Here is a 14,907-nt window from a genome sequence, read left to right on the forward strand (position 1 = left end):
TTTCGTAAAGTTTTATAAAACTAAAAAAATTTTTTAAGCAATTTTTTCCCAAAGCTTTCTTTTTGACCGCCAATGCTTTCTTTCTTTTTTTTACTTCGACCCGACTCTTCTTGATTCATCTGCCCTTCAACAAAACCTTGCACAAGTCCTACCGCAGTTGCAAAATCCGGTCTTTTGTAGTCTTCTTGAATTCCACCTAAATCTTTTGGAACGCCAACCCTTACAGAACTTGTACCAAAAACGTCTGAAGCAAGTTGAATTGCACCACTCATAAACGCTCCACCACCTGTTAAAATGATATTGCCAGAAAGTTTTAGATTCGCTTTGTTCATGATTTCGTCACGAACCATTGTAAAAATTTCTCTCATTCTAGGTTCAATTATCCCAAGACAAATTTCTGAGCGTGGACAAATTTCAGGGGCACGTCCGCCAGCACCTGGAATTATAACTTCGCTGTCGCCATCCATAGCTCCTGCCCAACAGCAACCGTTTTCGATTTTTATCTTTTCCGCAGTTGCAGTTGAAACTCCTTTTACGATTGCAATATCGTTTGTAACCAAATTTCCGCCAACAGGAACAGAAACAGTACAAATTGGAGCGTCATTGTTGATTACTATAGCATCTGTAGTTCCGCCGCCCAAATCTATTATTATAGACCCCAATTCCCTTTCATCTTGAGCCATAACCGAATACATACAAGCCAAAGTTTTTAACATAACGCCGTCAAGCGTGTAGCCTGAACGCTCTATGCACTGCGTCATATTTGCAATAGCAGTTTGAGACGCTAGAACGAGATGAACTTCCGCAGCAAGCCTAACTGCAAGGTTTCCTTTTGGATTTTTGCATTCTGCTGTTTCGTCTATTATGTATTTTTGAGGAATTACATGGAGCAGTTTGCGTCCCATTTGAATATATATCGCATTTGCAGAGTCTAAAACCCTGTCTATGTCGTCTTGATTTATCTCTCTTGGACCTTTGCCGTGGGTTGCAATCGCAACTTCTCCACGAGAATTGCGGCTTTCTATCTGCATTCCGCCTATTCCGCATACACAAGAATAAACTTCATAACCAGCCTTTTGCTCCGCTTCTTCTATGCAAGCTTTTATGCATTCTTTTGCACTTTCGCGATTTACAATGATTCCATTGCGTAAGCCTAGCGAGGGTCTTTGAGCAGTTCCTATTATTTCTATCCTTCCCTCGCCAACATCTTCGGCAATCACGGCGCGAACAAAACTTGTACCAAGGTCAAGACCGACTATAATGTTATTCAAACAAAACTCCTGTATTAACTCCCCTCGAATGATAAGAAACAGAACCGTATCGAAGATCAATCACATCGACATTTGGGTCAAGCCCCTTTACAACATCCAAGGTTACCATCATTTTCTGAAGTGTTTCTTCGTTTAGAATTCGGTCTGCAAGAACTTTTAAATGCGCCTTTACAGGAATAAGCACGAGTTCAAAGTTGCCGTATTCTCTTGGAACAACCCGAATTTCAGAGACTGCTGCAAAATATTTTCTGTTTACAGATTGAATTTTATAAATCTGATCTAGCAGAAGGTGATATTTTGAAGGAAGCCTCATGCCTTCAGGAATGTTTTCTACAGGAATCCCAGAAATAATTGGAACAGAGCCATCGCTTGGGATAAATGCAGATTTTAAAGGGAATAATACCCCATTTCTGTCTATTTGAATAGGGATTGTGCGCTCACTATCGTTTATAAAAGTTACGGCCACAGCTTGTCTTTCTTCAATATCTATAAAAACTCTATTCGGGAATCGCAGTTTTATGCTTACGTTTTCAATTCCTGCAACGCTTGAAATTAAAGATTTTATTTTAATCTTATCGATTTTGAAATAATTTTTTTCAAGTTCTCCACCGCACGCTTTTACTACTTCTTGCTGAGAGAAATTTTTAAGTCCGCTAAAAGTGATTTTTACAGTTTCAAAACTAGGAAACGCAAAAAAGTAGAGAAACATTTCTACAAATAAAATACAAATCAAAATTGAAACGAGAATAACGAGGGCTTTTCCTTTTAAATCTGTTTTTCGTTTTTTTGATTTTGATTTTGTAATCCCTTCAAAATTTCCAAACCTGTCAAAGATAACATCACTCATAACTCAATTCTCTCTACGATATAATTTTCACTTTCATAATCTTGTTCTATTCTCGACGCATTTATCATAAAACCGCACATCGCAAGCGTGAATACTATTGAAGAACCTCCCGAACTAAAAAATGGAAGAGGAATTCCTGTTGAAGGAAGAACGCCGCCAACAACCGCTACATTTAAAATTGACTGGCAAACAATGCTCGAACCAAAACCAAAACTTGCAATCGAAGCAAATCTGTTACCACAATACATAGAAATTTTAAAAATTCTGTATATGAAAAATCCCAAAAGGATAAAATATATTGCAACTCCCAAAAGCCCCATAGCTTCGCTCCAGCCTGCAAAAATGTAGTCCGATTGAATTTCTGGGACGCTGATTAATTTTGAAAGTCCAGTGCCAATTCCTTTTCCCCAAAATCCACCATCGCTTATTGCAGTTTTTGCATTGTTTATCTGCCAGTTAAAAGTTTGTTGATAGGAATCTTGGGCAAAAAATCCAACCAAACGATTTACGCGATATGGTTTTAACAAAATCATCAAAGCTGCAAAAGGAATTCCGAGCGACGAAAACGGAATAAACCAGCTCAATTTTGCACCTGTCACAAAAAAAAGAATCAATCCAATTACAAAAACAAAAAGCCCAGTGCTAAAATCCTGCTGAGCAAAGATTATCAACGTAAAAATTAAGAGCCCGACAAATGCTGGTAAAACAGATTTCTCTTCTTCAGGAAGCTTTTCTTGCTTATCAAATAGATTTGCAAGATACAAAACCATGGCAAATTTTATCGCTTCTGAAGGTTGAAAAGTCGAAAAATATGGAAGTTTTATCCAGCGTCTTGCACCGTTTCTTTCAATTCCAATTCCTGGAACAAAAGTAAAAATACATAAAACGATTGAGCCCAAAACGATTATAGGAAGCAACTTTCGCAATTTTTCAACATCGATACAAGCTAAAAATGTCATAAAAATAAAACCAATCGCAGAACTCACAAGTTGTCTTTGTACAAAATAAAAAGGATTTCCAAAAAATTTTTCGGCATAATTTGTTGAACAAAAATAAAGACTCACGATGCCAATTCCCCAAAAGAGCAAAACCAAAACAATCAATACAGAGTCGCTTTTTTTGTATGAAGAAATTTGTCTTTCTGCAAAAAAATTAAAGCTATGCATGCTTGCCCTCCGTCTGCGCATCGTGCAAAAGAGGAACAAGCCGCTCGAGTGCAATGCTGTGGCTTCCTTTTAAAAGTATAAAACTGCCATCTGGTGCAGAATTTTTTATCTTTAAAGCGATTGCGTTCATCACTTCGTCATCAGTTTTTTCAAAATAATTAAGATGAATATTTTTCCCAGCACAAGCGATTTTTGCCTCTTCGTAAGCGAAAACCATCTCTTTGCCGACAAAAAATATTTCATCTGATCCGCATTGAACTGCTTTTTTCCCGACAGCACAGTGAGCATTAAAAGATTCGCTTCCAAGTTCAAGCATTGAACCTAAAACAAAAATCTTTTTTCCGCTGATTTTTACATCTTTTGCAAACTCTAAAGCCTTTTCCATAGAATCTGGATTTGCATTGTAGCAGTCTTCCAGTATCGAATATTTGCCTTTTACGATTTTGCTTCGTCCGTCTAAAGCCTTAACTTTTTCAATGCCGTCTTTTATCTGTTTTACAGACAAACCTAAGGCTCGTCCAATTTCTATTGCCAAAAGCGCATTTGAATAATTGTAAATTCCAGGGATTGCAAGGTGAACTTCTTGGCCTTCAATCTTAAAAAAAGTGCCATCGATTCCTGCATCTTTTACAAACTCAATTCCGTTCCCTTTTACATTTTTACCGTAATAGACGATTTTTGCGTTTACACCTTGCGAAAGAAAATCCGCATAATCATCATCTTTTGGAATTATAGCAACACCGTTTTGCGAAAGATGATTGAAAATTTTTTTCTTTTCCTCTGCAATTTTTTCTCTGCTTCCGAGTTTTCCTATGTGAGCAGTGCCGATATTTGTTATTCCTGCATATTGCGGTTTAAAAACTTCGCACAATTCGCCAATTTCACCTTCGCGGTTCATTCCCATCTCTAAAAGTGCAACTTCATCGCCAGGTCGAATTTCAAAGCAAGAAAGCGGGAGCCCTGTTTCGCTGTTGAAATTTCCTTTGTTGCAACGCACCTTGTATTTTTCTTTTAAAATTGAATAAGCGATCTCTTTTGTTGTGGTTTTTCCGCTCGAGCCTGTTATAGAAACCCTTATCAAATCTGGAAATTTTTGAACATATCGTTCTGCCGCTTTTTGAAGCGCATATAAAGTGTTTTCTACCATTATGAAAAATACACAAGGATTTTCTTTTGCAATTTTTTTATAAAAATCTTCTTTTTCGTTAAAGGATTTGCGACAGACAAAAATTACAGTGGCGCCTTTTTTAATTGCCTGCTCAATATAAGAATGTCCATCCTGAAATTCTCCAATCAGAGGGATAAAAAGGCTTTTTTCAACAACATTTCTGCTGTCCGTGCAAACGCTGGTAAAGCAAAACATAGATTCGTCAGCATTTTCGTTTAGCAAAGTGCCACAAACACAAGGCAAAATTTCATTTAGATTGAGCAGAGAAGAAAAATTTTTATTTTCAAGTCGTTCACACATATTGTATTTTAATTTTCTCCCTTAATTTCTACACGAACGATGTCGCCAGTTCCAGCTTTATGCATTCCTAGTTCGTCTTTTGCAATTTTTTCTATTCTGTCGGAACTTGAAAGAACACTTATGTCCGAAATCAATTTTCTGTTCTGGTCTACGAGTTCAACCTGTTTTTTTTCTAAGGCACGAATTTCGTTCATCAATTTTTTATAGCGATAGGATTGAAAAGCCTGCAAAACTAAAAGCAGTGGAATTAAAATTGCAATGAGATACGCTAAAACTTTTGTCTTGGTTCCATTTTTTTTGCTCATTTTTAATTTTCCTTACTCTATTGCAACGAGATGGGCCTTTGTCGCATCTTTTATCTTTCTGACCACGCGCAATTTTGCACTTCTGCTTGGTGAATTGATTTTTATTTCGTCTTGAGTCGGCTCTACAGGCTTACGAGTTAAAATCTCTGCACACGGACTTCCCCCACAAGAGCAGATTGCCTGCTCGGGTGGACAAACGCAACTTTTTCCGAGATTTCTAAAATAATTTTTTACAATTCTGTCTTCCAGCGAATGAAACGTTATAACGCCCATTTTTCCACCATTTTTTAAAACATTAAAAGCGCAGTGTAGTGCTTTTGGAAGATGCGAAAGTTCATTATTTACGGCAATCCGCAACGCTTGAAAAGTCCTTGTTGCAGGATGAATTTGAGCGTATCTGTAATTTGAGGGAACTGCATCCCAAATTATATCAGAGAGCGCTTTTGAAGAAGTAATTTTCCCAAGATTCCTTGCGTTGACGATTGCCTTTGCAATGCGGCGGCTCATTTTTTCGTCGCTGTAAAGGTAAATAAGATTTGCAAGCTCTTCTTCGCCTTTTGTATTTACGATATCCGCAGCAGTTTCGCCCTCAGCAGTATTCAGACGCATATCGAGTTTTTCATCATAACGAAACGAAAATCCTCTTCCACTTTGTTCATAATGATAAACGCTTATTCCTAAATCAAAGAGTATTAAATCCGGCCTTCTCTGTGATAAATCGTAATTTTCATAAAAATCGTTGAACCAGCCGTTAAAAAACTTCATCCGCTCGCCAAAAGGTGCAAGGCGAATTTTTGCTTTTTGCTGAATATTTTTATCGGCATCCAAACCGATAATTTTTAAGTTTGGAAATTTAGACAGAAAGGCATAAGAATGCCCACCTTCGCCAAGCGTCGAGTCAATCATAAAAGCATCGTCTTCAAAAGGCTCGCCAATGGGACTTAAATAATTTAAGCACTCATTTAAAAGCACTGGAGTATGAACAATTTCCAAAATTAAAATCCTTCAATCCGCCAAAAATGGCAGGATAACAAAGCTACAAACTTATAGAACGCAAATCTTCCGCCGCATCCTTAAGATTTTCATCATTTTCGTTAAGATACTCTGCGTAAGTTTGTGCGTCCCAAAGTTCCATATATCTGTTAATTCCAAGAATCACACATTCTTTTGTCAAATTTGCATATTCACGCAAACTCTGTGGGATTGAAAGCCTACCGCTTTTGTCTAGTTCAACTTCTTGAGCAGGAGCAATAAGGGTGCGAAGAACAAGTCTATTTTGACGACTAAAAGGAGAAGCCGTTTCCATGATTTTGGAAGAAAGGTTTTTCCATTCATCGAGAGTATAAAGCCACAAGCAACGGTCAAAAGATTGCGTAACGATGAGAATATTCTTTTCTGTTTCCGTGAAAAGTTCATTTCTAAGCTTTGAAGGAAAAAGAATTCGCCCTTTTTCATCCAAAGTATTTCGGTACTCACCAGTTAGCAATTCCATACCATTTTTTACCACAAAACTCCACTTTTTCCCACTTGTCTATAATTTTAATCAATAAATTCATAAAGTCAACCCACATTTTTCCGACAATATAAGTTATTTCAATTATGGGAATACGCAAAAATTAAAATCTCCAAAAAATCTATGGATAAAAACTTTTAAAAAAGCGAAAATCGATGAAGAGCAAAAATGACAAAAATAAACACTTACAACGAAACCTCACTTCATAAAACTCTAAAACAGATGTATGCAGAAAGTTCAAACGGAAAAACCGAACAGAAAATAGGAAATTTTATCTGCGACATAGTGGCCGAAAGCGAAGGCGTGATCGAAATTCAAACTTCAAATATTTCATCGTTAAGAAAGAAAATTGAATTTATTCTGGCGTCGGACACAAACATAAAAATCGTTCATCCTGTAATCCGAAACAAAATTATAGAAACATATTCCAGCGATGGCATCCTGCTAGCCAGACGAAAAAGTCCAAAAAAAGAAAGCATCTATTCAATGCTGAGGCAACTGACAGGAATATACGATTTACTGACGAAAAACAGGTTTTCACTTGAAGTTCTTGAAGTGAGTGCGACAGAGATTCGCATAAAATTTGACAAAAAAATGCAAACCCAAAATAAAAGCCGCCGTCATCTAAAAGATTGGATTTCTAAAGAGAAAAAATTGGATTTTATTCATTCAAAAAAAACTTTCCGAACAAAAGACGATTATCTTTCTCTCCTGCCGCAAACACTTCCAAAAATCTTTACCCTTGCAAATTTAAAAAACGAAATTTTAAAAATTGATTTTGGAGAAGATTTTACAAAAGCCAATAGACAAGACGCTGCAAATAAATGCAAGCTTTTGCTCTGGCTGCTTGAAAAAATGGAAATCGTAAAACGGACTGGCAAAAAAGACGGAAGAAGCATTCTGTATCAAATAAATTTAACAAATTCTTAAAATGCTAAAGCTCAAAATTCCATTGTAAAAACAAATCAAAGTAAATATATTGAAAGTATGATTTTACAAAAGACAAAAATTGTATGTTCAATAGGACCTTCTTCTAACCAAGACGAAACGATTAGAAAGATGATTCAGGCAGGGATGAATATCGCACGCTTTAATTTTTCGCACGGCGAACACAGCTGGCACAAAGAAGCGATGGATAGGGTAAAAAAAATCGCTGCTCAAGAAAAAAGACTAGTCGCAATCTTACTAGATACAAAAGGGCCAGAGATTAGAACAGGAAAAACTCTCGACGACAAGGACATTTCAATAAAATCCGGAGATATTTTTGAAGTAACTGCTGACGACAGCCCTTGTTACGCAGCAGAAAATTCTGGCAATCTCAAAAAAAACGGACATCTTTCGCTTACCTGGAAAGAAGCTACACAAAAACTCAAGGCCGGAAATAAAATTTTAGTTGCGGACGGACTTATCGAATTTTCAGTTGAAAATATAGAAAAGGATAAAGTCATCTGCAAAGCTTTAAACAATGGAACTATCGGCAGCCGAAAGAATGTAAATCTTGTGGGAGTTCACGCAGGACTTCCAATAATGTCCGCTCAGGATAAAGATGATATTGCTTTTGGCGTAGAACAAAATATCGATTTTATTGCAGCAAGTTTTGTAAGTTTTCCAGAAGAAGTTGTAGAGATTCGAAAATATTTAAAATCGCTCGGAAGCAATGCAAAAATAATCGCAAAGATAGAAAACGAAGAAGGCTTGAATAATATAGATCGCATAATTGAAGAAGCAGACGGAATAATGGTTGCTAGAGGAGATTTAGGAGTTCAAGTTCCAACAGAAAGAATCCCGCTTGCTCAAAAGAAGATTATACGAAAGTGCAGACAAGCCGCTAAAACTGTAATAACAGCAACTCAAATGCTAGATTCTATGGTTGTAAATCCACGCCCAACTCGTGCTGAACTTACAGACGTTGCAAACGCAGTCATCGACGGAACAGACGCTGTAATGCTTTCTGGAGAAACAGCAGGAGGAAAATATCCTGTAGAAGCGGTAGAAACAATGTCGCGCATAGTAAGGACGACAGAATCGTCCGACGAATACAGGCTTAGGATGAGAACTCTCTATATCGAAGAAGAAAAAAATTATTCTTCGCAGCCGGATAAAAACATCGGAAAAACAGTTGCCAGCACCGCTTATAACCTGGCATTAAACATAAGCGCAAAAGCGATAATCTCTCCAACTCTGCATGGAAATACCTCAAAAATGATAAGCAGTTTTAGGCCTGAGCAGATAGTGATTGCGGTAACTCCAGACGAACAGGTTGCAAGACAACTCATGCTAAATTGGGGAGTAAATCCAATACTGTGCGAAAAAGTTTACGACTCAGAGACGATGATTCAAAATTCTATAAAAGTTGCCTTAGACGAAAATTCTGTTGCCATGAGCGACAGCGTAGTTATGATTGCATCAATTCCTTTGCACAGTCCTCTTATGGCAAACACTATAAAAGTAATCGTAGTTGGCAATGTTTTAGCACGAGGAAAAAATCACGGATATTCAAACAAAAAATCACCGTTGGCATTTGGAAGAATCGTAAATGTGGAAAAGCCAGACGAGGCGATTGAATTTATAAGGAATTCCAAAAATACAATCCTAGTCTGCAATCGCCTTACAAATGAGTTTATTCCTCTTTTGAGGTTGGTAAACGGAGTTATAGCAGAAAGTGGAAGCGACCTTTCCGCAGAAACTTTGACTTCATGCAGCAAAAATCTAGTTTGGCTAACAGATTCGCCTTGTGTTACAGCCTCTCTTGAAACAGGACTTTCCGTAACTATCGACGGTCAAAAAGGGCTTGTATACGAAGGATTTATCTAAAATAAAAAAAACATTGCACAAAAATTCGTAAAAAAATGCAGCAAATTAAAATTTTTGATGCAAAATAAAACGGCAAAACTTTAAAATGCAAAAAAAAACGCCCCTCATCAGTCGAAGGGCGTTTTATTTTACAACTTAACTACTACCAGTCATCCATGATGTCATCTTCATCACGGTTTTCAAGGTCGTAAAGATCTGTAACCGCGCGCAAATCATCAAAGTAAACATAATACTGACCACGAGCCAAAGCTGGATCGCAATCAATTCTGAAGCCTAAAACTTTAAGACCAGGTCTTACACCATTGTAAGCACTCTGCTGAATAATTCCATGCTCTCCATCTGGAGTAGGAGGAACTGCAACAGTAAGTTTTTTCCAGCCAGAAAATCCAAGATTTCCAAGATAAAGTTCAAAATTGTTTCCGAAATAATCCTGAACTAAAACAAAAATTTCGTGATCCATATTGCGTCCAGCAACCCACATAGAGATTGTCTTTGTAACACCTTCGATTGGAATAGGACGAGCGGAGCGGATAAAGAAAGAATTTATTCCACGACGGAAAAATTCAACCTTAACGCCCAAAACTTTTGTATCAGGAGAATTTTCTTCGCTAGACAAAGGCTCTTTCATTGCAGGACTTCCATCAAAAAGTCTTGAAGCAATAACGCCATAATCTGGAGAAATAGAAGCGTTCCAAGAACCTTCAACTTCAAATTTATCAACTGAAACTTCACGGAGCGCCTGCTTTGCTGAATCAGCGCCTATGATTGTTGGATCAGGTTCTGAAAGGCTTGAATTTTGTGCAAATGCAAAGCCTGCAACAGTCATTGCACAAAGAACTGTAAGTAACTTTTTCATTATTTAGCCTCACTTGTTGATGAACTACCAGATGAAGATCCACCAAAATCTATATCTTTTAATTCATAACCGTCAAATATATTGCTCAAAGTATTAGTTGTATACTTTAACTGATCTAGGAAAATATTGAAATCGTCAACATATTCATCAGGATCTGTTCGAATGCGGAAACCAACAAAAGTCATTGTAGTAGGACCACTGCGAAGTCTTGAACGCTGACGTATAGAGCCAGGAACAGAAACAACTACATTCTTCCATCCGTTAAATGAAAGGGTTCCTGCAGGTAAAGTATGAACGCGACCTTCAGCATCTCTAACCAAAAGATCTATGTAATACAGATAATTCGCACCCCAAACCCAAAAATCAATCTGAGTACAAGTTCCTACAAACGGAATCTCGTAAGGCTTCCCGTTTACTTCTGGATAAATTTCGAACCAGTTTTCACCCTTTCGCAAAAAACTTGTCTTTACTCCCAATACTTTTGGTTGCGCATCTTTGTCTTTGTTTAAAGCTTTGAGCGAATTCGGCTGACCATCAAAATAACCAAACTTAGGAAAACCTGCATCTTTATTGATGTTACGGCTAGTTTGAACAGCCCAAGTCCACTGGTCTAAATCGACCATAGTTTGGTACAAATTTTTTTCTCCCTTATTGTCAAAATCGTCAACAATAAAAGTTTCCACTGCCCTACTGCTTGGCTGTGCAATTAGTGGAGCACAGAATCCAAAAAGAAGAGCAAGACTCGCTAAAGCAATAACGCTTTTTTTCATCTAAAAACTCCTTCGCTCGCGTTCATTTAAAACACGACCATTTAGTTATCGGTATTATTCACTAAAATAATTATATTTTTACAATAACATTTTGATTATATTTTTCTCTAAGACCTTTGTCAAACTCTTTTACGCTAGATAATTTGAACTGACAAAATCATTAACTTGATTTTCTGCATATCCCATTGCATAATTGAGCATCTTAAGTAGACTGATTTTAAATTTGTTTTGGATTTTTTTACAAGACAAAAACGAATTAAAAAATAATTATTATAAATGCGAACAAAAATCACAGATTTCGATTGAGAATTCTGATGAATATTGTAAACAGTCAAAATTTGCGTTGCAAATTTAAAAATATAGCCGCTCTCAATTATAAAAAGTTTGTGAACGGAAGGTAAAAACTTTTTGGAAAAACATAAAATTACTCCAAAAGTTTTGTAGGAGACGATGTATGGTAAGTTACAAAGATTTAGGGCTTGTAAACACAAGAGAGATGTTTGCAAAGGCTGTAAAAGGCGGATATGCCATTCCAGCATACAATTTTAGCAATATGGAGCAACTACAGGCGATAATTCAGGCCTGTGTAGAGACAAAATCTCCTGTAATACTTCAAGTTTCAAAAGGCGCTCGCTCTTATGCAAGCCCTATTTTATTGCGATGGATGGCTCGAGGTGCGGTTGAGTATGCTCACGAATTGGGCTGCGATATTCCGATTGCTTTGCACCTTGACCACGGTGGAGATTTTGAAATTGCAAAAGACTGCATAGATAACGGTTTTTCTTCTATAATGATAGATGGCTCTGCACTTCCTTACGACGAAAATGTAGCACTCACAAAAAAAGTTGTAGAATATGCGCATAAATTTGACGTAACGGTAGAAGGCGAACTTGGAGTTTTGGCGGGAGTTGAAGACGAAGTTTCTGCAGAACAAAGCCACTACACAAAACCTGAAGAAGTTCAGGATTTTGTTCAAAAGACAGGAGTAGATTCGCTTGCAATATCGATTGGAACTTCGCACGGAAGAATGAAGTTTACACCAGAGCAGTGCACAAGGAATGCAGACGGAGTTTTAATTCCTCCTCCATTGGCTTTTGACATTCTCCACGAGATAGAAAAAAAACTTCCAGGATTTCCAATCGTTCTACATGGCTCATCTTCTGTCCCAGTTGAATATGTAAGGATGATAGAACAGTACGGAGGAAAAATTCCAGACTCTGTAGGAATTCCAGAAGAGCAGTTGAGAGAAGCTGCAAAATCTGCGGTTTGTAAAATAAATATAGATTCTGACGGAAGACTTGCGATGACTGCTTTGGTCAGAAAAGTTCTTACAGAACATCCTGATGAATTCGACCCAAGAAAATATCTTGGACCTGCTCGTGAAGAATTAAAAAAGATGTACGCACATAAAAACAAAGACGTTTTGGGTTCAGCAGGAAAAGCATAAGACGATTTTGTAGATTTACAAAAAAAATGAAGGCGAAGTTTAGGATATGATTTTAAACATATTCTCTTCGCTTTTTTATTTTACAAAAAAAATGTAGATGCCGGTTATAACGCATACCCCTGTGCTGTTTAAGAATAACATCCGTGTTTTTCTTAAACGACAGTTTCTTGCAAAACTGTCAGCATTTAATTCTTGGTCGCACCTCCTGTGCGACAGACATCAGTTTGCGGCAGGGATTGGAGTGGCGGCAAAGCTGTCGACCGCAGGAGCATAGCGACGAGGACGATGAGCGTTAGCGAACCACGCAAAGCCCGTTTTTTGCGAAACGCAAGTGGAGCAAAAAGCCGCCCATATAAAAAAAATAGTCTAACTGTTAATTTTTGTTCGTTTTACAAAATTTATTGCACAGTTGGCAAATCCTAACTGCGCATAAAAAGCACAAAAAAGCACATATAAAAATGAAAGTGCTACCCAAATAAAAATTGGATAGTCAAAATGCCAAAGCAGATAGATAATTGTGGGCAAAGAACTTTCGGCAAGGATAAAGAGCGCATTTTTTATGATTTTGCTAGGATTTTTTAAGGATTTTTCAAAGATTGAATCGACTTCTTTGCGCAATGGAAAAATCATAAACAAAAAAAGCACAGGCTCAAAAAAAAGTGTAAAAAATGAATTTTCATTCCTTGTAGAAAAGCATAAAAAAGGCAGGTAAATCGCATAAAAACTCATCATAAAATAAAAAAAGTTCTGGATTCGCTCGCTCCACCCATCTTTTGACCACAAAACATATAAAACATAAAAAAGCGATGGCAAAACAAACGAAAGCAGCCAATTCAAAAGAAAAAATACGATTTTTGACTGCCCATGATACTGTGGCAAAAAAATGAAATATTCAAACAAAACGCTCAAAAAAACAGCACAGCAAAGCGAAAAAAAGCAGGGAAGAAATTTATTTTTCAAAAAAGCAAAGCCACCGGCATTGCTAAAATCTTTGTATATAAAAAAAGCGAATACCACAGGAAAAAGTAAAAACGAAAACAAATACATACAAAAAAAATATCAAATATTCTTTTCAATTTCAACAAAGTTTAATTTTGATGCAGCAAGGCACTAATTTTCGCCTAAAAAGGCAAAAATGAAAAAATCAAGCGAAGGTGTTTTTAATATTAAAACTTGATTGCAAGACTTTTGCGTCTGGCTTGTGTACTGGCGAAAAATCGCTTATAACTAGACAAAAACTATTGATTTTTGATAGTATTACAAAACTTATAGATAAAGTGTTTTACAGACACTAGGAGGAACGTTGTCAGACATAAAAGGTTTAAGAATTAACGAGCAGATTCGTGTTCGTGAGGTTCGTTTGATTGATGATGAAGGGGACAAAAGCGAAGCAAAGATAATTTCAACTCACGAGGCCCTGGAATTAGCGAAAGAGAGAAATCTCGACCTTGTAGAAGTGTCACCTAATGCAAATCCACCGGTTTGTAAGATTCTTAATTTTGGTAAGTACAGGTACGAGCAGGAAAAAAGACTCCGTGATTCCCGCAAGAACCAAAAAGTCCTTAAACTTAAGGAAATTCGCATGCAGCCAAAAATTGGTTCAGGCGACCTTGATACTAAGGCAAAGCATGTTCAGGAATTTCTTGACGCTGGCGACAAGGTTAAAGTTACGATTCGTTTCCGCGGTCGTGAACTTGCTCACACAGAGTTGGGATACGATGTCCTGAAAGAAGTTGAAAAAAGGCTTAGAGAGGGCTCATACGGCATTGAAAAAGCTCCAGCAATCGAAGGACGTTTTATGTCGATGACCTTAAATTCTAAAGTCAAACAAGGATGAGGTTGATAAGATGCCTAAAATGAAGACAAAGAAAGCCTCCGCAAAGAGATTTACTCTTACAGGAACAGGCAAAGTTAAGTACAAGAAGATGAATCTTCGTCATATTTTGACAAAGAAATCATCAAAAAGAAAGATGCACCTTCGTGCGTCAGGAATTCTTTCTGAGGATTCAGCAGCAAAAATCAGAAAACAGCAACTTCCGTATGGCTAAGAGCCACTTAAATTAGGAGAATAAAATGTCTAGAGCAATAGATGGTACAAAAAGAAATAACCGTCGCGCAAAGATTTTAAAGCTTGCAAGCGGTTTTACAGGACGTCGCGGAACTAACTACAAAGCAGCAAAAGACGCTGTTGTAAAGGCGCTCCGCCATGCTTATGTTGACCGCCGCGATAGAAAGGGAGATTTCCGCCAGTTGTGGATTGCGCGTATCAATGCAGCAGTTCGCGATGAAGGTCTTTCTTATTCAAGATTTATCGATGGTCTTACAAAGGCTGGAGTAACGCTCAACCGTAAGGCACTTTCAAATATGGCAATCGAAGATCAGGCAGCTTTTAAGGCTGTTGTTGAAGTAGCAAAAAAAGCACTTGCCAAATAAGTAGGGAGTCCTAAGGT

The 14,907-nt window shown here is 37.3% G+C and carries 16 protein-coding genes; 6 read left to right on the forward strand and 10 right to left on the reverse strand.

What is annotated here, in order from left to right:
* Window positions 1-20 precede the first annotated feature (20 nt).
* Genes ftsA through mraZ form a run of 7 tightly spaced genes read right to left on the reverse strand, consistent with a single transcriptional unit; the run spans window position 21 to window position 6,549 of the window.
* Window positions 21-1,271 carry a cell division protein FtsA gene (gene ftsA, locus FXX65_RS08855; RefSeq protein ID WP_147615969.1) on the reverse strand — a complete coding sequence of 417 codons (1,251 nt, stop codon included), beginning with the start codon at window positions 1,269-1,271 and terminating at the stop codon, window positions 21-23.
* The gene (locus FXX65_RS08860) at window positions 1,264-2,118 is read right to left on the reverse strand and encodes a cell division protein FtsQ/DivIB (RefSeq protein ID WP_147615970.1); all 855 of its coding nucleotides are present in this window, start codon (window positions 2,116-2,118) and stop codon (window positions 1,264-1,266) included. The genes ftsA and FXX65_RS08860 overlap by 8 nt, the downstream gene beginning before the upstream one ends.
* A complete protein-coding gene (locus FXX65_RS08865; RefSeq protein ID WP_147615971.1) occupies window positions 2,115-3,284 on the reverse strand; it encodes an FtsW/RodA/SpoVE family cell cycle protein in 1,170 nt (389 codons plus the stop codon). Before FXX65_RS08865 ends, FXX65_RS08860 begins: the two co-directional genes overlap by 4 nt.
* Complete coding sequence (locus FXX65_RS08870) at window positions 3,277-4,752, reverse strand: UDP-N-acetylmuramoyl-tripeptide--D-alanyl-D-alanine ligase (RefSeq protein ID WP_147615972.1); 1,476 nt, start codon at window positions 4,750-4,752, stop codon at window positions 3,277-3,279. The genes FXX65_RS08865 and FXX65_RS08870 overlap by 8 nt, the downstream gene beginning before the upstream one ends.
* Window positions 4,753-4,760: 8 nt before the next feature.
* Window positions 4,761-5,057: a cell division protein FtsL gene (gene ftsL / locus FXX65_RS08875; RefSeq protein WP_147615973.1), complete on the reverse strand. Its 297-nt coding sequence runs from the start codon at window positions 5,055-5,057 to the stop codon at window positions 4,761-4,763.
* A gap of 12 nt (window positions 5,058-5,069) precedes the next feature.
* Window positions 5,070-6,050, reverse strand: a complete 981-nt coding sequence (gene rsmH / locus FXX65_RS08880) for a 16S rRNA (cytosine(1402)-N(4))-methyltransferase RsmH (RefSeq protein ID WP_147615974.1) — start codon at window positions 6,048-6,050, stop codon at window positions 5,070-5,072.
* A 43-nt stretch (window positions 6,051-6,093) separates the two neighbouring features.
* Entirely contained in the window at window positions 6,094-6,549 is a 456-nt protein-coding gene (gene mraZ, locus FXX65_RS08885; RefSeq protein ID WP_147612763.1) for a division/cell wall cluster transcriptional repressor MraZ, read from the reverse strand.
* A 189-nt stretch (window positions 6,550-6,738) separates the two neighbouring features.
* On the opposite strand from mraZ, the gene FXX65_RS08890 reads away from it, so the two are divergent.
* Both FXX65_RS08890 and pyk read left to right on the forward strand, forming a co-directional pair.
* The gene (locus FXX65_RS08890; protein WP_147615975.1) at window positions 6,739-7,500 is read left to right on the forward strand and encodes a hypothetical protein; all 762 of its coding nucleotides are present in this window, start codon (window positions 6,739-6,741) and stop codon (window positions 7,498-7,500) included.
* Between the two features lie 57 nt (window positions 7,501-7,557).
* A complete protein-coding gene (gene pyk / locus FXX65_RS08895) occupies window positions 7,558-9,384 on the forward strand; it encodes a pyruvate kinase (protein ID WP_147615976.1) in 1,827 nt (608 codons plus the stop codon).
* A gap of 142 nt (window positions 9,385-9,526) precedes the next feature.
* Here the strand turns inward: pyk and FXX65_RS08900 are convergent, their stop codons facing one another.
* Window positions 9,527-10,240, reverse strand: a complete 714-nt coding sequence (locus FXX65_RS08900) for a flagellar filament outer layer protein FlaA (protein WP_147615977.1) — start codon at window positions 10,238-10,240, stop codon at window positions 9,527-9,529.
* Window positions 10,240-11,010, reverse strand: coding sequence for a flagellar filament outer layer protein FlaA (locus tag FXX65_RS08905; protein WP_147612767.1), 771 nt, complete (start codon window positions 11,008-11,010; stop codon window positions 10,240-10,242). Before FXX65_RS08905 ends, FXX65_RS08900 begins: the two co-directional genes overlap by 1 nt.
* Before the next feature lie 454 nt (window positions 11,011-11,464).
* On the opposite strand from FXX65_RS08905, the gene FXX65_RS08910 reads away from it, so the two are divergent.
* Entirely contained in the window at window positions 11,465-12,457 is a 993-nt protein-coding gene (locus tag FXX65_RS08910; RefSeq protein WP_147612768.1) for a class II fructose-bisphosphate aldolase, read from the forward strand.
* Between the two features lie 366 nt (window positions 12,458-12,823).
* Here the strand turns inward: FXX65_RS08910 and FXX65_RS08915 are convergent, their stop codons facing one another.
* Window positions 12,824-13,417 carry a hypothetical protein gene (locus FXX65_RS08915; protein ID WP_147615978.1) on the reverse strand — a complete coding sequence of 198 codons (594 nt, stop codon included), beginning with the start codon at window positions 13,415-13,417 and terminating at the stop codon, window positions 12,824-12,826.
* A 343-nt stretch (window positions 13,418-13,760) separates the two neighbouring features.
* Between FXX65_RS08915 and infC the strand changes: the two genes are divergently transcribed.
* From infC to rplT, 3 genes are read left to right on the forward strand one after another with little or no spacing between them, the layout of a single operon-like run.
* Window positions 13,761-14,294: a translation initiation factor IF-3 gene (infC, locus tag FXX65_RS08920; RefSeq protein ID WP_147612770.1), complete on the forward strand. Its 534-nt coding sequence runs from the start codon at window positions 13,761-13,763 to the stop codon at window positions 14,292-14,294.
* A gap of 10 nt (window positions 14,295-14,304) precedes the next feature.
* Complete coding sequence (gene rpmI / locus FXX65_RS08925; protein WP_147612771.1) at window positions 14,305-14,505, forward strand: 50S ribosomal protein L35; 201 nt, start codon at window positions 14,305-14,307, stop codon at window positions 14,503-14,505.
* A gap of 25 nt (window positions 14,506-14,530) precedes the next feature.
* Window positions 14,531-14,890 carry a 50S ribosomal protein L20 gene (gene rplT, locus FXX65_RS08930; protein ID WP_147612772.1) on the forward strand — a complete coding sequence of 120 codons (360 nt, stop codon included), beginning with the start codon at window positions 14,531-14,533 and terminating at the stop codon, window positions 14,888-14,890.
* Window positions 14,891-14,907 lie beyond the last annotated feature (17 nt).

The organism is Treponema pectinovorum (assembly GCF_900497595.1).
Classification (GTDB): Bacteria; Spirochaetota; Spirochaetia; order Treponematales; family Treponemataceae; genus Treponema_D; species Treponema_D pectinovorum.

Excerpts from the sequence above, each read along its gene's own strand:
- FXX65_RS08860 (WP_147615970.1), bottom strand. The coding sequence starts at position 2,118 with ATGAGTGATGTTATCTTTGACAGGTTTGGAAATTTTGAAGGGATTACA.
- FXX65_RS08865 (WP_147615971.1), bottom strand. The coding sequence starts at position 3,284 with ATGCATAGCTTTAATTTTTTTGCAGAAAGACAAATTTCTTCATACAAA.
- FXX65_RS08870 (WP_147615972.1), bottom strand. The coding sequence starts at position 4,752 with ATGTGTGAACGACTTGAAAATAAAAATTTTTCTTCTCTGCTCAATCTA.
- ftsL (WP_147615973.1), bottom strand. The coding sequence starts at position 5,057 with ATGAGCAAAAAAAATGGAACCAAGACAAAAGTTTTAGCGTATCTCATT.
- mraZ (WP_147612763.1), bottom strand. The coding sequence starts at position 6,549 with ATGGAATTGCTAACTGGTGAGTACCGAAATACTTTGGATGAAAAAGGG.
- FXX65_RS08890 (WP_147615975.1), top strand. The coding sequence starts at position 6,739 with ATGACAAAAATAAACACTTACAACGAAACCTCACTTCATAAAACTCTA.
- pyk (WP_147615976.1), top strand. The coding sequence starts at position 7,558 with ATGATTTTACAAAAGACAAAAATTGTATGTTCAATAGGACCTTCTTCT.
- FXX65_RS08900 (WP_147615977.1), bottom strand. The coding sequence starts at position 10,240 with ATGAAAAAGTTACTTACAGTTCTTTGTGCAATGACTGTTGCAGGCTTT.
- FXX65_RS08905 (WP_147612767.1), bottom strand. The coding sequence starts at position 11,010 with ATGAAAAAAAGCGTTATTGCTTTAGCGAGTCTTGCTCTTCTTTTTGGA.
- FXX65_RS08910 (WP_147612768.1), top strand. The coding sequence starts at position 11,465 with ATGGTAAGTTACAAAGATTTAGGGCTTGTAAACACAAGAGAGATGTTT.
- rpmI (WP_147612771.1), top strand. The coding sequence starts at position 14,305 with ATGCCTAAAATGAAGACAAAGAAAGCCTCCGCAAAGAGATTTACTCTT.
- rplT (WP_147612772.1), top strand. The coding sequence starts at position 14,531 with ATGTCTAGAGCAATAGATGGTACAAAAAGAAATAACCGTCGCGCAAAG.